The 22,732-nt window shown below is 62.7% G+C and carries 21 protein-coding genes; 12 read left to right on the top strand and 9 right to left on the bottom strand.

Annotated elements, in window-relative coordinates; genetic code table 11:
• Positions 1-519 (bottom strand): ribonuclease FAU-1 family protein, encoded by a 519-nt coding sequence (locus tag QM716_RS24525; RefSeq protein WP_283306746.1) that lies wholly within the window; start codon positions 517-519, stop codon positions 1-3.
• A gap of 86 nt (positions 520-605) precedes the next feature.
• Between QM716_RS24525 and uvrB the strand changes: the two genes are divergently transcribed.
• The 3 genes from uvrB (at position 606) to QM716_RS24510 (ending at position 4,329) form a co-directional block, all read left to right on the top strand.
• On the top strand, positions 606-2,768 hold the full coding sequence (gene uvrB / locus QM716_RS24520; protein ID WP_283306745.1) for an excinuclease ABC subunit UvrB: 2,163 nt from the start codon (positions 606-608) through the stop codon (positions 2,766-2,768).
• A gap of 45 nt (positions 2,769-2,813) precedes the next feature.
• Positions 2,814-3,689: an SCO6745 family protein gene (locus QM716_RS24515; protein WP_283306744.1), complete on the top strand. Its 876-nt coding sequence runs from the start codon at positions 2,814-2,816 to the stop codon at positions 3,687-3,689.
• 187 nt (positions 3,690-3,876) lie between these two features.
• Positions 3,877-4,329 carry a universal stress protein gene (locus tag QM716_RS24510; protein WP_019748627.1) on the top strand — a complete coding sequence of 151 codons (453 nt, stop codon included), beginning with the start codon at positions 3,877-3,879 and terminating at the stop codon, positions 4,327-4,329.
• 1 nt (position 4,330) lies between these two features.
• On the opposite strand, the gene QM716_RS24505 is transcribed toward QM716_RS24510, so the two are convergent.
• The 3 genes from QM716_RS24505 to QM716_RS24495 all read right to left on the bottom strand — a co-directional run bounded on the left by QM716_RS24505 (position 4,331) and on the right by QM716_RS24495 (position 8,223).
• Positions 4,331-4,738 carry a DUF732 domain-containing protein gene (locus QM716_RS24505; RefSeq protein ID WP_283306877.1) on the bottom strand — a complete coding sequence of 136 codons (408 nt, stop codon included), beginning with the start codon at positions 4,736-4,738 and terminating at the stop codon, positions 4,331-4,333.
• A 137-nt stretch (positions 4,739-4,875) separates the two neighbouring features.
• Positions 4,876-7,158 carry a HelD family protein gene (locus tag QM716_RS24500; RefSeq protein WP_283306743.1) on the bottom strand — a complete coding sequence of 761 codons (2,283 nt, stop codon included), beginning with the start codon at positions 7,156-7,158 and terminating at the stop codon, positions 4,876-4,878.
• Between the two features lie 132 nt (positions 7,159-7,290).
• Complete coding sequence (locus QM716_RS24495) at positions 7,291-8,223, bottom strand: DoxX family protein (RefSeq protein WP_283306742.1); 933 nt, start codon at positions 8,221-8,223, stop codon at positions 7,291-7,293.
• 245 nt (positions 8,224-8,468) lie between these two features.
• Between QM716_RS24495 and QM716_RS24490 the strand changes: the two genes are divergently transcribed.
• Positions 8,469-9,038 (top strand): DUF2716 domain-containing protein, encoded by a 570-nt coding sequence (locus tag QM716_RS24490; protein WP_283306741.1) that lies wholly within the window; start codon positions 8,469-8,471, stop codon positions 9,036-9,038.
• A 27-nt stretch (positions 9,039-9,065) separates the two neighbouring features.
• Here the strand turns inward: QM716_RS24490 and QM716_RS24485 are convergent, their stop codons facing one another.
• A complete protein-coding gene (locus tag QM716_RS24485) occupies positions 9,066-9,752 on the bottom strand; it encodes an MBL fold metallo-hydrolase (RefSeq protein ID WP_283306740.1) in 687 nt (228 codons plus the stop codon).
• A gap of 174 nt (positions 9,753-9,926) precedes the next feature.
• Here QM716_RS24485 and uvrA point away from each other — a divergent pair, with 174 nt between their 5' ends.
• Positions 9,927-12,887 (top strand): excinuclease ABC subunit UvrA, encoded by a 2,961-nt coding sequence (uvrA, locus tag QM716_RS24480; RefSeq protein WP_020907888.1) that lies wholly within the window; start codon positions 9,927-9,929, stop codon positions 12,885-12,887.
• Positions 12,888-12,944: 57 nt separating this feature from the next.
• On the opposite strand, the gene QM716_RS24475 is transcribed toward uvrA, so the two are convergent.
• Positions 12,945-13,652 carry an alpha/beta fold hydrolase gene (locus tag QM716_RS24475; RefSeq protein WP_283306739.1) on the bottom strand — a complete coding sequence of 236 codons (708 nt, stop codon included), beginning with the start codon at positions 13,650-13,652 and terminating at the stop codon, positions 12,945-12,947.
• A gap of 80 nt (positions 13,653-13,732) precedes the next feature.
• Here QM716_RS24475 and QM716_RS24470 point away from each other — a divergent pair, with 80 nt between their 5' ends.
• The gene (locus QM716_RS24470; RefSeq protein WP_283306738.1) at positions 13,733-14,443 is read left to right on the top strand and encodes a helix-turn-helix transcriptional regulator; all 711 of its coding nucleotides are present in this window, start codon (positions 13,733-13,735) and stop codon (positions 14,441-14,443) included.
• A gap of 5 nt (positions 14,444-14,448) precedes the next feature.
• Here QM716_RS24470 and QM716_RS24465 read toward each other — a convergent pair whose 3' ends face one another.
• Positions 14,449-14,865: a DUF1801 domain-containing protein gene (locus tag QM716_RS24465; protein WP_283306737.1), complete on the bottom strand. Its 417-nt coding sequence runs from the start codon at positions 14,863-14,865 to the stop codon at positions 14,449-14,451.
• Between the two features lies 1 nt (position 14,866).
• Complete coding sequence (locus QM716_RS24460) at positions 14,867-15,235, bottom strand: DUF1844 domain-containing protein (RefSeq protein ID WP_020907885.1); 369 nt, start codon at positions 15,233-15,235, stop codon at positions 14,867-14,869.
• A 370-nt stretch (positions 15,236-15,605) separates the two neighbouring features.
• Between QM716_RS24460 and infC the strand changes: the two genes are divergently transcribed.
• The 6 genes from infC to pheT all read left to right on the top strand — a co-directional run bounded on the left by infC (position 15,606) and on the right by pheT (position 21,597).
• Complete coding sequence (gene infC, locus QM716_RS24455) at positions 15,606-16,322, top strand: translation initiation factor IF-3 (protein ID WP_283306735.1); 717 nt, start codon at positions 15,606-15,608, stop codon at positions 16,320-16,322.
• 43 nt (positions 16,323-16,365) lie between these two features.
• A complete protein-coding gene (gene rpmI / locus QM716_RS24450; RefSeq protein ID WP_230813252.1) occupies positions 16,366-16,560 on the top strand; it encodes a 50S ribosomal protein L35 in 195 nt (64 codons plus the stop codon).
• 67 nt (positions 16,561-16,627) lie between these two features.
• Positions 16,628-17,017: a 50S ribosomal protein L20 gene (gene rplT / locus QM716_RS24445; RefSeq protein ID WP_230813251.1), complete on the top strand. Its 390-nt coding sequence runs from the start codon at positions 16,628-16,630 to the stop codon at positions 17,015-17,017.
• A 23-nt stretch (positions 17,018-17,040) separates the two neighbouring features.
• Positions 17,041-17,871: a TrmH family RNA methyltransferase gene (locus QM716_RS24440; RefSeq protein ID WP_283306734.1), complete on the top strand. Its 831-nt coding sequence runs from the start codon at positions 17,041-17,043 to the stop codon at positions 17,869-17,871.
• Between the two features lie 95 nt (positions 17,872-17,966).
• A complete protein-coding gene (gene pheS / locus QM716_RS24435; RefSeq protein ID WP_047888963.1) occupies positions 17,967-19,037 on the top strand; it encodes a phenylalanine--tRNA ligase subunit alpha in 1,071 nt (356 codons plus the stop codon).
• Between the two features lie 73 nt (positions 19,038-19,110).
• A complete protein-coding gene (gene pheT / locus QM716_RS24430; RefSeq protein ID WP_283306732.1) occupies positions 19,111-21,597 on the top strand; it encodes a phenylalanine--tRNA ligase subunit beta in 2,487 nt (828 codons plus the stop codon).
• A 58-nt stretch (positions 21,598-21,655) separates the two neighbouring features.
• On the opposite strand, the gene QM716_RS24425 is transcribed toward pheT, so the two are convergent.
• Positions 21,656-22,720: an Lrp/AsnC family transcriptional regulator gene (locus QM716_RS24425; RefSeq protein WP_283306730.1), complete on the bottom strand. Its 1,065-nt coding sequence runs from the start codon at positions 22,718-22,720 to the stop codon at positions 21,656-21,658.
• Positions 22,721-22,732: the final 12 nt, after the last annotated feature.

Below are 22,732 nucleotides of genomic sequence, written 5' to 3'. Positions count from 1 at the left end.
TCAGCGCCACGTGACCGGCATGCCCAACGAGCCCAGCCAGGCGTCGAGGTCGTGACCGTGGGCGGCGATACCGTCGATGGCTCGGGCAGCGTTCAGCATTGCGCGCTCGGACGTCTTCGGGTCCAGGATTCCGGCGGTGTTTGCCTCGAGCAACTCGTCGACGTCGAGCAATTCGATGCTGTGTCCGGTCTGCACGATCAGGTCGAGGTAGTGGTCCTCGGATGTCCAGACCTGCTCGCTGCGAGTGAAGTCGCCGATGTCGACATAGAAATCCCAGTCTCGGACGTGCTGCGGGGTGAAGTGGAGGATCGACGCCCGAATTCCGAGTTCGGGAATGATCCACGACTCCAGGTAGTGAAACCGGGGATGGTCGGCGTGGCGCGCCATGTACAGCCCCCATGGTTCCTCGCGGTAGTGCTCGACCGGGCGAACGAAACCCTTGGGATCGACGTTGGTGCGAGCTGCGATGTCGAAGGTTTCCACCTTCGGCCGGTGAATGTGGGCACGTTCCTGGCTCATGGTCGAAGAACCTACCGCCGAAGTGCTTTTTCGGCTGAACGCGGACGAGCAGGCATTGTGTCGGTGGGTGCGCTTACCCTGGTTTCATGGCGTTTGCTTCTGAACATCCCGTGGTCGCGCATTCCGAGTTTCGTCCGGTGGGTGACATCGAGCGCTCAGACGCGCGCTTCGAGGTCGTCAGTCCGTACGAACCGGCAGGCGATCAGCCGGCAGCCATCGCCGAACTGGAAAAACGGATCAACGAGGGGGAGAAGGACGTCGTCCTCCTCGGTGCGACCGGTACCGGTAAGTCCGCGACCACAGCATGGTTGATCGAAAAATTGCAACGACCCGCTCTGGTGATGGCTCCGAACAAGACTCTGGCCGCTCAGCTCGCGAACGAGCTTCGGGAAATGCTTCCCAACAATGCGGTCGAGTACTTCGTCTCGTACTACGACTACTACCAACCCGAGGCGTACATCGCCCAGACCGACACCTACATCGAGAAGGATTCGTCGGTCAATGACGACGTGGAGCGGCTGCGCCACTCAGCGACGTCCAGCCTTCTGTCACGACGGGACGTGGTCGTGGTGGCCTCGGTGTCGTGCATCTACGGCCTCGGTACACCGCAGTCGTACCTCGATCGCTCGATTCAGCTCGACGTCGGTGTCGAGGTACCGCGCGATGCGTTCCTGCGTCTGCTCGTCGACGTTCAGTACAACCGCAACGACATGGCGTTCACGCGAGGTTCGTTCCGCGTGCGCGGCGACACGGTCGAGATCATTCCGTCCTACGAAGAGTTGGCGGTACGCATCGAATTCTTCGGTGACGAGATCGAAGCGCTGTACTACTTGCATCCACTGACCGGTGACATCGTTCGCCAGGTCGACACGGTCCGTATCTTTCCGGCGACGCACTACGTCGCCGGCCCTGAACGCATGGAGCGTGCGGCCAAGGACATCGAGGCAGAACTCGAAGAGCGGCTCGCCGAACTCGAGGGCAAGGGCAAGCTTCTCGAAGCTCAGCGTCTTCGCATGCGAACGCAGTACGACCTCGAGATGATCAAGCAGGTCGGGTTCTGCTCCGGCATCGAGAACTACTCGCGCCACATCGACGGCCGAGGTCCTGGAACTGCCCCCGCAACCTTGATCGACTACTTCCCCGAAGATTTCCTTCTGGTCATCGACGAGTCGCACGTGACCGTTCCGCAGATCGGCGCCATGTACGAAGGCGATATGTCACGCAAGCGCAACCTGGTCGAATTCGGATTCCGGCTACCGTCGGCAACCGACAACCGCCCTCTGACTTGGGAAGAATTCAGTAAGCGGATCGGTCAGACCGTCTACCTGTCGGCAACCCCCGGCAAGTACGAGTTGGGTCAGTCCGGCGGTGAGTTCGTCGAGCAGGTGATCCGCCCGACCGGATTGATCGATCCCGAGGTCATAGTCAAACCCACCAAGGGACAGATCGACGATCTCGTTCACGAGATCCGTGAGCGAGCGGAACGCGACGAGCGTGTGTTGGTCACGACTCTGACCAAGAAGATGTCGGAAGACCTGACCGACTACCTTCTCGAACTCGGTATTCGCGTCCGGTACCTGCACTCGGATATCGATACGCTCCGGCGAGTCGAGCTGCTCCGACAGCTCCGCCTGGGGGAGTACGACGTGCTGGTCGGAATCAACCTCCTGCGTGAGGGACTCGACCTTCCCGAGGTGTCGCTGGTCGCGATCCTCGATGCCGACAAGGAAGGCTTCCTCCGTAGCTCCACCAGCCTCATTCAGACGATTGGTCGAGCGGCTCGAAATGTGTCCGGTCAAGTGCACATGTATGCGGACAAGATCACCGCTTCCATGGCGCAGGCGATCGAGGAAACCGAGCGGCGACGCGAGAAGCAGGTCGCCTACAACGAGAAGATGGGCGTCGACCCACAACCGCTACGCAAGAAGATCGCGGACATTCTCGATCAGGTGTACGAGGAGGCGGAGGACACCGCAGCTTCCGTGGACGTCGGTGGTTCGGGCCGCAATGCGACGCGTGGTCGGCGTGCGCAGGGCGAGGCCGGTCGTGCGGTCAGTGCCGGTGTGTACGAGGGGCGCGACACCAAATCGATGCCTCGCGCCGAATTGGCAGATCTGGTCAAGGAACTCACCGATCAGATGATGAATGCCGCACGCGACCTTCAGTTCGAGTTGGCTGGACGGTTGCGAGACGAGATCGCAGATTTGAAGAAGGAACTTCGAGGGATGGACGCCGCGGGCCTCAAGTAGGTCGCCTCGCGTACGTTCGTGCTCGCGCCCGCTACGGTTTCAGGTATGGATGCACAGACTGCAGGCAAGACCGCGCGGACTCTCGAACTTCTTCACTCGCTGGCGTACTTCGTGCCGGAGACGGAGAAGGAACTTGTCGGCGTCGGTTTGGAGCCGGGCCGAATGGTGTACTTCGCGGGGCGGTCAGCGCCGCTCGGCGCTCCACCCGCGACGGTCGTCACGGCAACCTTCTTCAACTTCAATCCCGAACTGATCGACAGTGTCATTCCGCGTGCCTGGGAATTGGCAAGGCCCACAGAGGTTGTCGCGGCGCGGTATCGGGCAATCGACGCGGCGTACGTCCGCCTGTTCGGTGCAGATGAGACGGGGTCGGCAGACATGGCAGAGGCCGCCGAACTCGTATCGATCGCGGCCCAGAACATTCCCGGAGTAGACGGTCGCCCGCTGTACGCGGGTTGGGCGTCGCTCGACTGGCCGACTGAACCGCACCTGCGCTTCTGGCATGCGCTCACACTGCTGCGTGAGTATCGCGGCGACGGCCACATTGCGGCCCTTCAGACCGCGGGATTGAACGGACTGGACGCGTTGATCACGCACACAGCCACGGGAATCGGGTTTCAGCGTAAGTTCGCACAGACTCGCCGCGGGTGGTCGCAGGAACAGTGGGACGAGGCAGTGGAAAGCCTGAAGGATCGCGAACTGCTCGACCGTTCGTCCGGTGCGCTGACCGAGGACGGGCAGGAACTGCGCGACGTCGTCGAAGACCTGACGGACGACCTTGCCCTGGCCCCGTGGGATGCGCTCGGTGAAGAAGGTGCCAAACGATTGCTGGAATTGGCGACGCCATGGCGTGCTGCCCTGGTCGAGCAGGAAGTTTTCCCGGCGGCGCTGTTCGGGCCTCGCTTCGGCAAACTTCGCTGATCGGTCACTGTTGGACAAATTTGCCTGTGACTGATGATCACATTCACTGTGGGCTTGTGGCGTGTACTGCAAATAACACTATCCGCGGCACAATCCCGCTAATGTCAGCGCAGCGGCTGTCGAGCGGGTGCAACAGTGTGTCCCCGGTGCCGGCCGTACCGTCCGTCCCGTAACCATGGAGGAATGAATGAGTGCCTACCGGACCGTTGTCGTAGGAACCGATGGCTCCGAGTCGTCACTGAAGGCAGTCGACAGAGCTGCCGCCATCGCCAGTGGCTCGGACGCCCAGCTAGTCATCGCGTGTGCGTACTACCCGGCTGATCCCAAGGACGTGAGCGCTGCCGCTGATGCATTGGGTAACGAGGCCTACCAGGTCACCGGTTCCGCTCCGACCTACGAGATCCTTCGTACGGCGCGAGAGCGCGCACATGCCCAGGGCGCCAAGGACGTTGTCGAGCGCGCCATCGTCGGCGCTCCCGTCGAATCGCTTCTTGCTTTGCTCGACGAGGTGAAGGGCGACTTGCTGGTCGTCGGAAATCGTGGATTGAACACACTGACCGGGCGTCTGCTCGGTTCGGTGCCTTCCGATGCCGCGCGCAAGGCGACGTCCGACGTTCTTATCGTGCACACTGTTCGCTGATTTACCGGCAGTAGTCGGCCTCGGCCGCATCGACGAACACTTCAGCCAACTGATCGGCACTGGGAAGTGGCGTCGATGCGGCCGAGCTGTCTCCGGTCGTGACCACCGGTCCGCTCGCTCCGTTCAGTGATACCTGCCGCAGATTCGCGATGATCGTCTCTCGATCGGTGCCGGCCGCGAGCTGCTGGCAGACGCCGTCACCGAGCGCCTGCAACATGTCGTCGGAAAACGCGGGGTTCACCTCGGACGACGCGATCACCGCCCGCAGACGCTCGACATCGTCTACCGGGGTTTCTGTGGGTGCGGCAGCAACAGCAGCGATGTCGTCGCTGCCCGCAGCTGCCGTCGAACTCGAGTCATCTTCTGAACAACCTGCTGTCACCGCTGCCAGCATCCCGACACCGATCATCACGCGACAGATTTTGCGGATGGGTGGGGCGGAACTTGCGGGCAGGCCAAGCACGAGGGTCATTCCTTCAGTCGTCGACAAAAATTTGGGGTGACACCACAACTCGAGGTGTCACGCACGAACCTACTCCGTGAGGCTCACGAATCGAAGGCCAACTCTGCGGCCTCGACGCCGTCGAGAACCGCGGGGAGCGACTCGATGTGAATGATGCCGAGCCTCTGGGTGGCTCGGGTCAACGCGACGTAGAGGTCGTTCATTCCACGGGGAGACTCGTCGAGAATGTCGGCGGGTTCGACTATCAACACGGTGTCGAACTCGAGCCCCTTGACGTCCTTGACCGATAGGACGCTCACGGTCTCGCTCGCAAGGCCCGCCAGATCGGCAACAATCTCGGAACCGGCGATCACTGCGGTGATTCCGGGATGTGACTCGGACTCGATGCAGCGGCGCACGGTCGTTTCCAATTCTTCGGCCGTGGTCTTGAGTGCCCACGGCGCGAATCCGCTGTCGCGTACCGACCGGGGCACGGACTGCTCCGGGTCGATTTCTTCGAGCACACGGTGAGCGACATCCATGATCTCCGACGGAGTTCGGTAGTTCACGGTCAGTTCGGTGAGCTTCCAGCGCTTGGCGACATACGGCTCGAGGATCGTCTGCCAGGACGAGGTGCCGGCAGGATCACCGGTCTGGGCCGTATCGCCGACCAACGTCATCCACCGATTCGGTATGCGCCGCATCAGCATTCGCCACGCCATCTCGGAGAGCTCTTGAGCTTCGTCGACGATCACGTGACCGTAAGTCCAGGTTCGGTCGCCGGCAGCGCGCTCCGCCGTGGTCTGGCGCTGGCCTTGATCGTGGCGCTGTGCGAGTTGGCTGGCGTCGATCAAGTCGTACGCCATCAGGATCTCAGGATCCATCTCGTCCTCGAGGTCCTGCGGTGCAGAGCCGGTGAGGATGTCCAGCGCACCCTGGGCGTCGGCGATCTGTGCGCGCCATTCACGTTGTGCACGTTCGCGTTCGGCGGCATCGTCGACACCGAGGATCTCTGCGAGTTCGTCCAGAAGGGGAGCGTCGGCCGCACTGAATCCTGGTCCGACGCTCTGCAGAAGCTCGTCGCGTTGGGCGTCGTCGAGTTGCGGCGCTGCCTTGGCCAACCTCGCCGGAGACGTCCACAGTTCCGCGAGGATTTGCTGAGGCGACAATTCTGGCCAGAGCTTTCCGATGGCGGACATGATGTCCGAGTCCTCACGCATCTCGTCGCGAATGTCGGCGATGTCGTCCCGGCTGAGGAGTGAGCCGCCGTCGACGAGGTTTCCGCCGATGAGTTCGGCCATCTGCAGCGCCAACGCCTCGATGACTGCTGCTACGAAGATCGGGCGCGCCAGGTTGTGTGGGCGACGCGACGACCGAGCACGACCGCGTGCCTTCGTGACAGTCTTGCGATCCAGCTTCAAGTCGTACGTGTCGAATCGAAGGGTGATCGGCTTGGACGGAACTTCCTGCCGATCCCGGACGGCGTTCTTGAGCACGTCGAGAATCGCGAGCGAACCCTTGATCTCACCGGCGGCGAGGGAATCGGTACGCGTTGCGCGCACTCCGGGGTACAGGTCACCAATCGTCGAGAGCAGGACGCCGGTCTCACCGAGTGAAGGAAGGACCTGGCTGATGTAGTCGAGGAAGGTCGGGTTCGGCCCGATGATGAGAACGCCAGCCTTGGCCAGCTGCTGACGGTAGGTGTAGAGCAAGAAGGCGGCGCGGTGAAGTGCGACAGCTGTTTTGCCGGTGCCCGGACCGCCCTGGACCACAAGAACGCTTTTGTGCTCGGAGCGGATGATGGCATCTTGCTCGCTCTGGATGGTCTCGACGATGTCGTTCATCTGGCCCGTACGTGCTGCGTTCAGAGCATCCAGGAGTGCGCTCTCACCGGCGACGCCGCCGGCTGCGGTCACGACTCCGGCGGCGCGAGCTGCATCGAGGTCCAGGTACTCGTCGTTGATGCCGGTGACCGTGCGGCTACGGCTGCGAATATGGCGGCGCCGTTTCACACCTTCAGGTGCCGCCGGCGTCGCCAGATAGAACGGCCGTGCCATCGGGGCACGCCAGTCGAGGAGCAGCGTTTCGTAGTCGTTGTCGGTGTCCAGAATTCCGAGTCGGCCGACGTAGCGTCGCTCGTCGTCGAAGTCGATGCGTCCGAAACACATTCCGTTCTCGGCTGCGTCGTACTTGGCGAGATCCTCGGTGTACATGGCATTGAAGGATTCGCGTTCACTGCGTGCCTGCGGGGTGCCGCCGGTCTCGAGGAGGACCGTGCTCAAGCGTGTTTGGGCATACTTTCGAAGATCGTCGAGACGGGAGTACAGCATCGTCACGTACTGCTGCTCAAGCTCTTGCTCGTTCAGTGACGGGTCCGCGTCGGGCAAAGGATCTCCTAGGCTTGATGAGAAATTCATGCGCTGCAAAAGCGCCAAGACAGTCTAGTTCCCCCAGATGAACTGCCGCATAGATACAGGTCAGGCCACCCGAAGGTGGCCTGACCGTGATTCTCGGTGCACTCAGTGCGTCAATTCGTCCTTCTTGGCGCGAGCCTTTTCGAGCGCCTTCTCGGCGCGCTTGCGGGCCCGCTTACCCAGCACCTCGGTCTGTTCCGACGCCGTCTCTGCCCACTCGTTGCTCTTCTCGAGCGCGAGTTCGGCGAACTCGGAGCTGCGCTTGCTCGCCAGCTCGGCCAGTTCGGCGCTGCGCTCGCGTGCGGTCTCGGCCAGTTCGGAGCCGCGCTTCTGCGCGACTTCGAGGATGTCCGGGCCGCGCTCCTTGGCGACCTCGCTGAATTCAGCAGCACGCTTGCTCGCGATCTCCGCGAACTCGGAACCGCGCCCCTTGGCGAGTTCGAGCCAATCCGTTCCGTGTGCCTTTGCCGTTTCGGCCAGTTCGGAGCCGCGCTCGGACGCCAACGACAAAGCATGTTCGACGCGATCGCTCGTGTGATCGGTCTGCGATGCGACCAACGGAAGTGCCGCGGCGATAGACGCCTGTGCCTTCCTCGCGGCGCGGCGGCCACGCCAGCCGAGCGACGGCTTGCCCTCGGTGTCGACGGACGCGATCATCAGTCCGCCGAGCAAGCTGACGTTCTTGATGAAGTTGGTGCGTTGCATCGCTCGCAGTGACGGATCGGTTTCGTTCCAGAAGTCGTGGCCGGCCAGCGTGGTCGGCACCAGGCTTCCGGCGAGGACCAACGACGCGAGCCGCGGAGCCTTGCCCGTGGCTAGCAGGGCGCCGCCACCGATCTGGACGGCGGCGTTGATCTTGACGAGTGTTTCCGGATCAGCAGGCACCTTCTGCGTCACTGCTCCTGGCAGCGTCTCGACGGATTTGTCGATCAGCGGTGACGCTTTGGCTGCTCGCTGAGCGGGGTTGCGCAAAGCATCGATTCCCCCGGCGATGAAGATCGTGGAAAGCAGTGGACGAGCAATTCGACGTACCAGCATGTTTCAAGCCTCCCGATGTAGGTTCGTTTTCCACCCTAGCGATCGCAGAAGGAATTGGTCCGGTGCAAGGACGTCGCGGCGCTCTTCCGCGAGGACGGATTCCTGGTCGCCGAAACCCGCTGTCCTGCGTCGATGACTTCGTTGTGGGTTCGGACACCCCGTTCGGAAGTATCCGTTACCGCGTATCCGCACACGGCGTGTTCGAAGGTGCCACACAGCGCAGACCGATCGACCACCATTGTGTGGTGACCACGAAGATGACACAGAACTTCGGCTCGACCCTTCCCGCCGGTTGGGGACAACTCTCAGCTGAGGAGAACGAGCGAAACTGGGCGATGTTTCGCGCCCGCTTCGGATTCACCCCCGGCATCGACGCACGATCTTGGCCCGCCATCGCCGAGCCGACACCGTCCGTGGTCTTCGATTTGGGCGCGGCGCCATCTGCGACTCCAGGGGCGTGTGCCGCCCGCGTCGATGCGATCAACGCCGAAGCGTTGCGCTGTTTTGTCACCGGTTGGAACGACGATCCCAACTTCGTCGTACTGGACTGGCAGCATCCGGGCTACACCTTCGACGCGGAGGCACATGCCGCTGCGCAGGAGTTGGCGGAGTGGCGCGTCCCGGTCTATCCGAACGGCGATTACTACGTATTCGGGCGCGACGATTTCACAGAAGGAACCTTCGGCCATCCGTGGGAGCGCACGTTGTGTGTGTTCGGTGAACGGATGGTCGAAGGCCTGGGCCGGACTCTGACGACCTGGCTCCCGCGACTTCGAGTCAATGGTGAACCGGTCAGAAGTGAACGAGTCGACTAGCGGGATCCAGTTCAGACGGGTGAGACGTCACCAACCGCGTTCGCGCCACTCCGCCAAGTGCGGGCGCTCGGCGCCGAGCGTCGTGTCCTTGCCATGCCCGGGGTAGACGACGGTCGCGTCGTCGTACCTTCCGAACAGCTTGGTTTCCACGTTGTCGAGCAGGGAAGTGAACTTCTCGGGGTCGGCGGTCTTTCCGACACCACCAGGGAAGAGTGAATCACCGGTGAAGAGGTGAACCTGTCCGCTCGGTTCGGTGAGAGCCAGTGCAATGGAGCCGGGTGTGTGGCCGGACAGGTGAATGACATCGAGGCTCAGATTGCCAACTGTCACCTTGTCGCCGTCTTCGAGGAGAACGTCCGGGGTGACGGGAAGGACCTCCGCGTCGAGAGGGTGCGCGGCGGTCGGCACCTTGGTTGCAGCGTGGACGTCCTGCAAGGCCAACCAGTGATCGCCGTGCTGGTGGGTGGTGACGATGGAATCGAAAACAGGTGCTTCCTGTTCGATGAGCGCGATGATCTTCTCGGCTTCGTTGGCCGCATCGATCAGGAGGGATTTCCCGGTCGTGGAACAGACGACGAGGTAAGTGTTGTTGTCCATGGGGCCGACCGACATCTTCGTGATGACGGCGCCTTCGACTGTGCGCCGCTGAGGGGCAGAATCGGGGGAGACCTGACCGGTGTAGGAGTCGTCGATCACGATGGGCTGATTCGTCATGAAACGCAGGCTACCTTCGAATAGGGGCAGGTAGAGCGATGGGCTCGCCTGGTGAGGAAAACGTGTCGGTGGCTCGGCCTACGATGACGATCGATCGAGGACTCGCATTTGCGAGGGCACTCGAGACTTCTCCGGGGGGACGGCCCCAGATGATTGACAATGAAGGGAATTGGTGTGGCGGATCGCCTGATCGTGCGGGGTGCGCGTGAGCACAATCTGCGAGGAGTCGATCTCGACCTCCCGCGAGACAGCCTGATCGTCTTCACCGGGTTGTCCGGCTCCGGCAAGTCCAGCCTCGCCTTCGACACGATCTTCGCCGAAGGGCAACGCCGCTATGTCGAGTCGCTCTCGGCATACGCGCGTCAGTTCCTCGGTCAGATGGACAAGCCGGATGTGGATTTCATCGAAGGATTGTCTCCTGCAGTGTCGATCGACCAGAAGTCGACCAACCGCAATCCGCGTTCGACGGTAGGCACCATCACCGAGGTCTACGACTACCTCCGACTCCTCTATGCCCGCGCAGGTTCGGCACACTGCCCGGTGTGTGGTGAGAAGATCGCACGTCAGACGCCTCAGCAGATCGTCGACCAGGTGCTCGAGATGGAAGAGGGCATCAAGTTCCAGGTCCTCGCACCGGTGGTTCGTACACGCAAGGGCGAGTTCGTCGATCTCTTCGATCAGCTCAACACCCAGGGCTATTCGCGAGTGCGCGTCGACGGTGTCGTTCACTCGCTCGCGGATCCGCCGAAGCTCAAGAAGCAGGAAAAGCACGACATCGAAGTCGTTGTCGACCGCTTGCAGGTCAAGGCGAGCTCGAAGCAGCGCCTCACCGACTCGGTCGAGACCGCTCTTCGATTGGCCGAAGGCATCGTCGTCCTCGATTTTGTCGACCGCGAGGAAAATGCACCTGATCGGGAGCGCCGATTCTCCGAGAAGCTGGCCTGCCCGAATGGTCACGCACTCGCCATCGACGATCTCGAACCGCGCTCGTTTTCCTTCAACTCGCCCTACGGCGCCTGCCCCGAATGCACCGGCCTCGGTATCCGCAAGGAGGTCGACCCGGATCTGGTGGTTCCCGATCCAGACCTGAGTCTCGAAGACGGAGCAATCGCGCCGTGGTCGATGGGCCAGAGTTCGGAGTACTTCGGACGGTTGCTGTCCGGCCTCGGCGACATCCTCGGTTTCGACATGAAAACGCCGTGGAACAAGTTGCCGGCGAAGGCCCGCAAAGCAATCCTCGAAGGTAGCGAGGAGCAGGTTCACGTCCGGTACAAGAATCGGTACGGCCGTACCCGTTCGTACTACGCGGAGTTCGAAGGTGTGATGCCGTTCTTGCACCGCCGGCTCGAGCAGACCGAATCCGATCAGATGAAGGAACGCTACGACGGGTACATGCGCGACACCCCGTGCCCGGCTTGTGGTGGAGCTCGCCTACGTCCGGAAATCCTGTCCGTGACCATCGCGGCGGGGGATTTCGGCAGCAAGTCCATCGCCGAGGTCTGTGAGCTCTCGATCTCCGATTGCGCGGACTTCCTCAACAGCCTCACTCTCGGTTCGCGCGAAGAGGCCATTGCGGGTCAGGTCCTCAAGGAAGTTCAGGCGCGCCTCGGGTTCCTGCTCGACGTCGGCCTGGAATACCTTTCCCTCTCGCGTGCCGCGGGCACGTTGTCCGGTGGCGAAGCCCAGCGAATCCGCTTGGCAACACAGATCGGATCCGGACTCGTCGGCGTGCTGTACGTACTCGACGAGCCGTCCATCGGTCTTCACCAACGCGACAACCGGCGACTGATCGAAACCCTGACGCGCTTGCGCGACCTCGGCAACACGCTGATCGTGGTCGAGCATGACGAAGACACGATCCGTACATCTGACTGGGTGGTCGACATCGGACCGTATGCCGGCGAGCATGGCGGCAAGGTCGTCCACAGCGGACCGTACGAAGAACTGCTGACGTGTGAAGAGTCCCTGACCGGCGCTTACCTGTCGGGTCGCAGCTTCATCGAGGTTCCGGCCATTCGTCGGCCGGTGGACCGTAAGCGTCAGGTCACGGTCGTCGGAGCTCGCGAGCACAATCTCGACGGCATCGACGTGAGCTTCCCCCTGGGCGTTCTCACCGCTGTCACCGGCGTCTCCGGTTCGGGTAAGTCGACGTTGGTCAACGACATTCTCGCGACAGTCATGGCGAACAAGCTCAACGGTGCACGCCAGGTGCCTGGCCGTCACACACGAATCAACGGTCTCGATCAGCTGGACAAACTCGTGCAGGTCGATCAGTCTCCGATCGGCCGGACTCCACGATCGAATGCGGCGACGTACACCGGTGTGTTCGACAAGATCCGAACCCTCTTCGCAGCCACCACGGAAGCGAAGGTCCGCGGATACCAGCCCGGCCGGTTCTCATTTAACGTCAAGGGCGGACGTTGCGAGGCGTGCTCCGGCGACGGAACGCTGAAGATCGAGATGAACTTCCTGCCGGACGTGTACGTGCCGTGCGAGGTGTGCCACGGCGCTCGGTACAACCGCGAAACACTCGAGGTCCACTACAAGGGCAAGTCGATCGCCGAGGTTCTCGACATGCCTATCGAGGAAGCAGCCGAGTTCTTCCAACCGGTCACCTCCATCCACCGGTACCTCAAGACTCTGGTCGACGTCGGCCTGGGCTACGTGCGACTGGGTCAGCCGGCTCCCACTTTGTCCGGTGGTGAGGCGCAACGCGTCAAGCTCGCCGCCGAATTGCAGAAACGGTCGACCGGTCGCACCGTGTACATCCTCGACGAACCCACCACGGGTCTGCATTTCGAGGACATCCGCAAGCTCCTGATCGTGATCAACGGTCTGGTCGACAAGGGCAACAGCGTGATCGTGATCGAGCACAACCTCGACGTGATCAAGACGTCGGACTGGGTCGTCGACATGGGGCCCGAAGGTGGATCGGGCGGCGGAACCGTTGTGGCGCAAGGTACTCCGGAGGATGTTGCCGCGGTCCCCGAGAGCTACACGGGCAAGTTCCTCAGTGAAGTTCTCACCGCGCAGCACGCGCCGGCAAAGGCCAAGCCGATCACCAAGAAGCGTGCGACGAAGGCAGTTGCAGCAAAGAAGGCTGCGCCACGGAAGAAAGCTGCTTCCGTGAGCTAGCAGAAGTCGGTCAGTGATGCCGGGTCGGAATCCGACCCGGCATCACTGCTCTGTCGGTCAGGAAGTGGTGGCCTCGAGGATCACCTGTGCAAGATCTTCGGGGCGCGACCACATCGGCCAGTGGCCGGTCGGGAAATCGACGTAGGTCACCGGAAGTTTCGCCAGCTCGACGGCCATCGGGTGGCCACCGTCGGCCATTTGGGCGATCACCGCGGACGGGAACGTGCTGCAAACAACGGTGGACGGCACCTGATAGCGCTTCTCATTTGTCAGGACAATCGGCTCACGGGCCGGTCCGGCCGGTTCGGGGACGGCGTTGGCGCGAAACGCCTCGAGAGCTTTCTCGTCGAGTCCTTCGAGGCTGCTGCCGTCTGCTTCGAGTTCTGCCCACGTCGGGAGCGGTATCTCGACGACATCGGCGGCCAAATCGGGTCGCAGCGCCGCGCCGTCGGGCATCGGACCCGAGTCGACGTAGACGATCCGAGCGACGCGATCCGGGACGCGATCGGTGACCGCGTACCCCACCGGGCCGGCGCCGCTGTGAACGACCAGGACCGTGCGTTCGTCGGAATCCGAGACAGCGTCGATGACTGCGCGGACGTGGGCGTCGAAGGTGACCGCTGATCGATCTGCATCGACTGCGTCGAGTCCGGGCAGCGTCAGGCTGGTCACGCGGGTGTCGGAACGCTCGAGGTGAGGGAGGACTGCATCCCAAGCCCATGAACCGAGCCAGAATCCGGGGACAAGAACGATGTGAGTTTTCATGTACTCACTGTGCAGCCGGGTTGGTGACAACAGAGTGTCACCGATTATGTCACCGTTTGGTATCGAATTCTGAGACACTCGTGGGTGTGAATCGAGCTGCGAGATTGCATGCTCTTGTCGAGGAACTTCGGCGACAGGGCGATCGAGGGACTACGTGTTCCCGATTGTCCGAGGAATTCGGTGTCACCACCCGAACGATCAAGCGGGATATCGAGACTCTGATGATGTCGGGCGCGGCCATCGAGGCACGCTCAGGCCCCGGCGGTGGCTACCGACTCGTGGGCCGCGCGACACTACCTCCGGTGAATTTCACTGTTCCGCAAGCGGTTTCAATCGCGTTGGCCTTGACTGCGGCCGGCGATGCTCCGTTTGCGCAAGATGGACGTGCGGCGCTGGCAAAACTGCTCGACGTGATGGACGAGGAGAGTCGTCGTAAGGTCGCCGAACTCGGTGGTCGTGTGTGGATCCGTGGCGACGGCAGGGCAGTGGCGGATTCGCGTGCGAACCGGCAGGCAGTTGAGCAGGGTCTCGAACAGAGCCGAGTCGTGTCGTTGCACTATGTGGACCGGGACGGTTCGGAGTCGGAACGGGCGGTCGAACCGCACATTCTGGCGCAGGACCGTGGACAGTGGTTTCTTATCGGCTGGTGTCGGCAGCGCGACGCCGTGCGCTGGTTTCGACTGGACCGAATGCGTCGGGCCACGTTGACGAACAAACACTTCACCCCGCGGGATTCGACCGTGTTCGGGCAACCGCCGGAAGACGCTCGGCCTGTCACGCCGCGAAGGTGACTGCTTCAGTCGGTCATGTTGCGGGCCGCGGCAACGGAATCCGTGATCAGTTCGGTCAGGGCCGCCATGTCGACGTCGCTCAGACGCTTGAGGTACAGGCAGCCCTTGCCGATCTTGTGCTTGCCGAGGCGCGCGAGTGTGTCCGTGTAGTCGCCGAAGTTCAGCGACAAGTACAACGTGAGTGCGGTGGCCCTGGGGGAGAATCCGATCAGTGGAGTGTCTCCCTCGTGGCCACTCGCATACCGGTAGTGCCGTGCCCCGAATCCGATGATGCTCGAGCCCCACATGACAGCAGGCTCGGCAGTGACAGCCGACAGCAAGGAGATCAACTCCAGGCTGTCAGCGCGCTTGCGATCGTCGACGCGGGAAATGAACGCGTCGACGTCCTCGGGTGTCGGTTGAGTCTTGTTGGCGGTTGCCAACTCAGTAGACCGGGCCGGTGAACTTCTCGCCCGGTCCCTTTCCTGGCTCGTCCGGGTGCGAAGAGGCCTCGCGGAATGCGCGCTGCAAGGCTTGGAGGCCTTCACGGATGGGGCCGGCGTGGGGGCCGAGGTATTCGACCGACGCAGTCACCAGTCCGGCAAGCGCGGTGATGACTCGACGTGCTTCGTCGAGGTCGAGGTAGGGGCTGGAAGACGGGTCGGCGTCGGAGAGGCCGAGTTTTTCGGCCGCCGAACTCATCAGCATCACTGCGGCGCGGCTGATGACCTCCACCGCGGGAACTTCGGAGAGTTCGCGGACGTCGGGATTCGCGCCGTCGGTGTTCTGATCTGCCTCGAAGTTCTCACTCATGGAAGTAAGGATTCCATCAGGCCGTGATGGTGTTGAATCGGGCCTCTCCCCGCTGTGGGAGACCGGTACCGATTTCTTTCATCTGTGGCGACCTGTTACTCTTGTTGCAACGACCGCCTCCGACCTGTTCGGGGGCAGCAAGTGGAGCCCGACTCCCACCTCTGCGCGGCAGGTAGAACTGCAGTTCAGAGGTTCCGGTCACCTGATTATCGAAGCCTAACCGCTTCGTCAGGTTCCTCACCCAGTTGAGGAGACAAGTTTCGGCGTGAGCTGGATCTTGTGTGATCGGTCGACATCGGGCCCCGCAGATGAGAAATCATCGGAGCGGGGCTTTTTGTTGGGGTGCGGGCGGTACGGGCTGCGTGCGGTCATGAAGACCGCACCGTTCAACCTAGGAGGCCCCATCAGCACTGAGACCCGCATCAACGATCGTATCCGCGTCCCCGAGGTCCGTTTGGTCGGACCTGGCGGCGAGCAGGTAGGCATCGTGCGTGTTGAAGATGCACTCCGCTTGGCCCTCGAGGCCGACCTCGACCTGGTCGAGGTAGCTCCCGATGCCCGTCCACCGGTCTGCAAGATCATGGACTACGGCAAGTTCAAGTACGAGGCTGCACAGAAGGCCCGTGAGTCTCGCAAGAACCAGACTCTGACGGTCATCAAGGAGCAGAAGCTCCGACCCAAGATCGACGCTCACGACTACGAGACCAAGAAGCGCAATGTTGTTCGCTTCCTCGAAGCCGGTTCCAAGGTCAAGGTCACGATCATGTTCCGCGGGCGTGAGCAGTCACGTCCCGAGCTCGGCTACCGCCTTCTGCAGCGTCTGGGAGCAGACGTCGCAGATCTCGGCTTCGTCGAGACCTCGGCTAAGCAGGACGGCCGAAACATGACGATGGTGTTGGCACCGCACAAGGGCGCCAAGACTCGCGTCAAGGCGCAGGAGAGTGCCCAGGCACCAGTGGCGCAGGCCGCTCCGCGTCCGGCTCCGGCGACGAGTGAAGCAGCTCCGGCCGTGACTGAAGCAGCTCCGGCCGCGACTGAAGCCGCACCGGCGACCGGCGACGCAGCCCCCGAGGCTCCGACCAGCTAGTCGATTTCCCACGATCCACCACGTAACAAGAACTGAGGACTCCATGCCCAAGATGAAGAGCCACAGCGGCGCCTCGAAGCGATTCAAGGTGTCCGGCACCGGCAAGCTCATGCGCCAGAAGGCCGGCCGTCGCCACCTTCTCGAGCACAAGTCGAGCCGGGTTACCCGTCGCCTCGACGGTGTCGCCGTTGTCAGCCCTGACGACGCTCCGCGCATCAAGCGCATGCTCGGCATCTGAGTCGCCCCCCTTACTGACCACCCGGGGCGTCTGAGTTTCACAGCCCCAAGATTGACAGGATTTTCACGTGGCACGCGTAAAGAGGGCGGTTAACGCCCAGAAGAAGCGTCGTTCAATTCTTGCTGCATCCAGCGGCTACCGTGGACAGCGTTCACGTCTGTACACCAAGGCCAAGGAGCAGCAGCTCCACTCGCTGGTCTACGCATACCGCGACCGTCGTGCACGCAAGGGTGAGTTCCGCAAGCTGTGGATTACGCGTATCAACGCTGCAGCTCGCGCCAACGACATCACGTACAACCGCCTCATCCAGGGCCTGCGTCTGGCCGAGGTCGAGGTCGACCGCAAGATCCTGGCCGAGCTCGCCGTCTCTGACGCCGAGGCATTTGCCGGTCTGGTCGCGCTCGCGAAGGCGGCTCTGCCGGCTGACGTGAACGCTCCCGCCGGAGAAGCAGCCTGATTCACGCATCACAGCAACGGCCCGTGGACCCGCTCACCGAGCGGACTCCGCGGGTCGTTTCTGCTGTCAAGCTCCTGCGCACAGCAGAACGACGTAAAGCAGGACGTTTCCTCGTCGAGGGTGAGAACTCGGTCACCGAACTGTTGAACGGTGCGCTCTCGAACGGCGAGAACCGCCCGGTGCACGACCTCTTCTACACAGAGGACGCAGCCGAGCGGTATCAGCACGTCATCGATCGGGCGCTGACCGCTGGAGTTCGCGTTTCTCTTGTCACCGATCGGGCAATCAAAGCTCTGAGCGATACCGTCACGCCGCCCGGACTTGTTGCCGTCAGTGATCTCCTCGATGTACCGCTGAGCGCAGCCGTCAACCAGGGCACCCGCCTGCTCGCGGTGCCGGTCGAGGTCAGCGAACCAGGCAATGCCGGCACCGTCATTCGCATCGCCGACGCGGTGGGTGCCGATGCGGCAATCCTCGCCGGTGACAGCGTCGATCCGCACAATGGCAAGGTGGTTCGTTCGTCGGCGGGCAGCCTCTTTCACCTGCCGGTTGTTCGCGAACGAGACGCGGTGTCGGTGATCGAGCAGATTCGCGCCGCCGGTATACAAATTCTCGCGACCGCGGCAGACGGCGAGGTCGATCTCGACGAGGCCGACGAGTTGCTGAGCAAGCCGACGGCCTGGCTGTTCGGCAATGAAGCTCACGGTCTCGATCCGGCGATCGCAGCGCAGGCGGATCATCGGGTGCGGATTCCGATCCACGGCCGCGCCGAAAGTCTGAACCTTGCGACAGCGGCGGCAATTTGCCTGTACGCAAGCGCGCGGGTGCAGAATCGCACGACCGATCGCAGCTGAAAACGCGCGCGAAGACCTCACGGAATCCCATTTGCGGAAGCCTGAGACAATACAAGACGAGAAGCTAACCGAGAAGCGACAGGAGTGTCACAGCCGTGGCCAAAAATGAGGGCGCGACACCGCCGGAGGTCGACGCGAGTGTGCTCACCGAAGAGGCGCTGACCGCTGCGGCTGAGAATGCCGAGAAAGCGCTCGCGGACGCCGCTGACCTGGATGCGCTGGCGCACGTCAAGGTGGAGCATCTGGGGGACAAGTCCCCGATCGCCCTCGCTCGCCGGGGACTCGGCAGCCTTCCGGGCAAGGAAAAGGCGGACGCAGGCAAGCGCGTCAACATCTTCCGCACCCGGATCAACAACGCGTACGACGCTCGTCGTGAGGTCCTTCTCGCCGAGCGCGACGCCGCGGTGTTGGTAGCCGAGGCAATCGACGTCACTCTGCCCTCCGATCGCTACCCTGTCGGTGCGCGTCACCCCATCAGCCTGATTTCCGAGCAGGTCGCCGACGTATTCGTCGCGATGGGTTGGGAAGTTGCCGAGGGCCCAGAGGTGGAGACCGAGCACTTCAACTTCGACGCGCTCAACTTCTTGCCGGATCACCCTGCCCGCACGATGCAGGACACCTTCCACCTGGCGCCCGAGAACTCTCGCCAGGTGCTGCGCACCCACACCTCACCCGTGCAGGTCCGCACCATGCTCTCGCGTGAGGTGCCGATCTACGTGGTGTGCCCGGGTCGCACGTTCCGCACCGACGAACTCGATGCGACGCACACGCCTGTCTTCTCGCAGGTCGAAGGACTGGCCGTCGACAAGGGCTTGACGATGGCCAACCTGCGCGGAACTCTCGACGCGTTCGCTCGCGCCCTTTTCGGTCCCGAGACGCGTACCCGTATGCGCCCCAACTACTTCCCATTCACGGAACCGTCGGCAGAGGTCGACGTCTGGTTCGCGAACAAGAAGGGCGGCGCCGGCTGGGTCGAGTGGGGTGGCTGCGGCATGGTCAATCCGAACGTTCTGCGCGCCAGCGGAATCGATCCCGACGAGTACTCGGGTTTCGCATTCGGAATGGGCCTCGAGCGGACCCTGCAGTTCCGCAACGGCATCCCGGACATGCGTGACATCGTCGAGGGCGACGTGCGTTTCACGCTGCCCTTCGGTGTCGCAGGCTGACCAGCCCGGTACTCGAATCCCCGGTACGCGGAACCTTCACAAGACTATCGACATACGAGAGAGCTGAGCAGACGTGCGAGTAGCGCAATCCTGGCTGACCGAGATCCTGCAGCGGGCAACTCCGGACTGGGAGGTGACCCCGGAAGAGTTGGATGCCGGGTTCGTCCGGGTGGGACTCGAAGTCGAGGAACTCGACACACTCGAGGCGATCGACGGCCCGTTGGTCGTCGGCAAGGTCGTCTCCATCACCGAACTGACCGAGTTCAAGAAGCCGATCCGCTTCTGTCAGATCGAGGTCGGCGAGCCCGAGCCTCGCGGCATCGTCTGCGGCGCGCGCAATTTCAACGAGGGTGACCTCGTCGTCGTTGCGCTGCCCGGCGCGGTGCTGCCCGGTGGATTCGAAATCGCCACTCGCAAGACCTACGGCCAGGTTTCCGACGGCATGATCTGCTCGGTCTCGGAACTCGGTATCGGCAAGGATCATTCGGGCATCCTGGTGCTCGAACCAGGTACCGCCGAACCCGGCGCAGATGGCAACGAGTTACTCGGTCTCGGTGACACGATCATCGAACTGAACATCACCCCGGACCGTGGCTACTGCTTCTCGGTCCGCGGCCTCACGCGCGAACTTGCCTGCGGTTTCGATCTCGAATACGCCGATCCCGCTTCGGTTCCCGCGCACCCGGCCGAGGGTGAAGCATGGCCGGTGCATCTCGAACCGGAGTCCAAGGCCTCGCGTTTCGTGATGCGCAAGATCACGGGAATCGATCCCGAGGCAGTGAGCCCGTGGTGGCTGCAGCGTCGGCTGCTGCTCTCCGGTGTTCGCCCGATCTCGCCGGCCGTCGACGTCACCAACTACGTGATGCTCGAACTCGGTCAGCCTCTGCACGCGTTCGATGCGACCGCGGTGCAGGGCGACCTGGTGGTCCGTCGCGCCAAGGCGGGGGAGAAGCTGACGACGCTCGACGACGTCGAACGCACGCTCGATCCCGAAGACGTTGTCATTGCCGACGATTCCGGAGTCATCTCTCTGGCGGCCGTCATGGGTGGCGCTACCACCGAGGTGGGAACGGCAACGACGGACATCCTGCTCGAAGGAGCTACCTGGGATCCGCTCGCAGTCTTCAAGACAGCGCGTCGACACAAGCTGCCGAGTGAGGCGAGCAAGCGTTTCGAGCGCGTCGTCGATCCGGCGATTCCGCTCGCGGCTGTCGATCGCGCAGCCGCTCTGCTGGTCGAGATTGCCGGCGGACGGATCGAACCGGTCCTGACCGACGTGGGTGACGTCGCCCCTCGCGCTGCCATTCGCATGGATATCGACCTGCCCGACCGTGTCGCCGGAGTCACGTACCCCAACGGCACTGCCGCTCGCCGTCTCACCCAGGTCGGGTGCAACGTCGAGGTAGGCGTCAGCGAAGAGGGACACGGCCAGTTGGTCGCGACGCCGCCGTCGTGGCGCCCGGACCTGGTGCAGCCTGCAGACCTCGTCGAGGAAGTACTTCGTCTCGAAGGTCTCGAGCAGATCCCGTCGGTCCTTCCCGTCGCTCCGGCCGGACGCGGATTGACTGCGTCGCAGAGGCGCAAGCGCACGGTCTCGAAGGCTCTCGCTCATGCAGGCTACGTCGAGATCCTTCCTCCGGTGTTCCTGCCCACCAACGTCTTCGACATCTGGGGCCTTGACGCGGACGACCCGCGCCGTAACACCAGCAAGGTTCTCAACCCGCTCGAAGCCGATCGTCCGGAGTTGGCGACAACTCTGCTTCCGGGTCTGCTGGAGATCTTGGCTCGCAACGCTTCTCGCGGTCAGCGTGATCTGTCGCTGTACGGCATCGCGCAGGTCGTGCTGCCGGGCGCCGACACCAAGCCCGTGGATGCATTGCCGGTCGATCGCCGTCCGACAGATGAGCAGATCGCGAACCTGATCGCGTCGTTGCCGGCGCAGCCCGTTCACATCGCTGCTGTGCTGAGTGGATTGCGGGAGCCGAGCGGCCCCTGGGGGCTGGGTCGTCAGGCCGAGGCTTCTGACACTTTTGCAGCAGTGCGGGTCATCGCGGCTGCAGCAGGCGTCGAGGTGGAACTGCGTGCGGCGCAATACTTGCCGTGGCATCCCGGCCGCTGCGCCGAGGTACTGGTTGATGGCAATGTTGTCGGTCACGCCGGCGAATTGCACCCGGCCGTTCTCGAGCGTGCCGGACTGCCTGCGCGTACCTGCGCACTGGAAATCGACCTCGACGCTTTGCCGTTGGTCGAGAACCTGCCCGCGCCGCGCATTTCGCCGTTCCCCGCGGTGCTCCAGGATGTGGCGGTTGTTGTCGATCGCGACATTCCGGCAGCCAAGGTGCAGGAAGCTCTGCGTTCCGGGGGTGGGGAATTGCTCGAAGACATCCGTCTGTTCGACGTCTTCGAAGGTGAGCAGGTCGGTGAAGGCCGCAAGTCGCTCGCGTTCGCATTGCGCTTCCGCGGCGTCGACCGCACGCTGACCGAGGGCGAGGCCAGTGCCGCGCGTGATGCGGCAGTGGAGGCGGCTTCCAAGGCTGTCGGTGCGCAGATGAGGGGCTGATTTCCCCAACTGATCACAGAGCCCACGACCATCCCTGGTGGTCGTGGGCTCTTTCGTGCTATCGATTTCCCGGTGATTCGGTGCGGCTCGGCAACCACACATCCGGGGCGATCGTCGATGTCCTGCGTCCGTTTTGATCGAGTACGTGACCGAGCAGTTTGCGTAAGTAGAGGACGATCGACCGTTCGCCGACGTGGAGCCCTGGGAATTCTTGCCGCAGGCGAATTTCGAAGGCATCGAGTTCTGCAGGAGAATGCAGCCACAACTGAACCACAAGGTTTTCTGCGCCGACCACGGCGAAGCAATTCCGAACTTCCGGCGCTCGACTCAGTACTCGACCCGCGTTATCGAGGAGTTCAGGTTCGATGCGGCACCACAGGGTGGCAAGCACGGGAAGCCCGGCCAGTGGACGGGCGAATTCACACCGCAGCGCCACCAAACCGGAGGACGTGAGCCGGTCGATCTGGCGTTTGCACGCAGCGGGACTGACACCGATCGCGTCCGCCAGCTCCCGCATGGGGGTGCGCCCGTCGTAGGCGAGCATTGTCAGAACCTTGCGATCCTGTTCCGAGATGCCGACTGTGCGTGTTCTTCCGGCTTGACGTGTGTCACCAGTGGTCAGGACACCGCGCTCGGCAGGCGCCAGCGCGTTGAGTCGCCAACGACCTCCTTCGGTGAACCAGCGTGTGATGACAGACGTGCGCAGCGCCAACACGCCGTCGATCGTTGCGACCTCCTCCGAGATGAAACGTGACATCGACGCCAAGTCCGCAGTACCGGCCGTGACGAGCAGATCTGCTCTGCCCGTTGATGCTTCGATCGTCACGGCGTGGGCCAAGCCAGTCAGACGTGCCGCGACAGCGTCGAGAAGTGCGGGTGAGCAATCGATTTCGATGATCGCTGTGACGATGTTGCCCAGTACCTGTGGACCCGGAGTGACCGTGACCCAAGCCAACGACGATTCGGAGAGTCGATTCCAGCGCCGGGCGAGAGTCGCGGCATCGAGTTCGAGTGGTCCGGCCAACGAAAGCCACGTGGATCGAGGTGCGAGCTGAAGCGCATTGATTATCCTCAGATCGATTTCATCTATCCCGCGACCGTTGCCGGCATTCAGTGCGCTCATAACGTCATTATC

Source organism: Rhodococcus sp. IEGM 1409 (assembly GCF_030056735.1).
GTDB lineage: Bacteria > Actinomycetota > Actinomycetes > Mycobacteriales > Mycobacteriaceae > Rhodococcus_F.
This window is presented reverse-complemented; position numbering and strand designations above follow the sequence as displayed.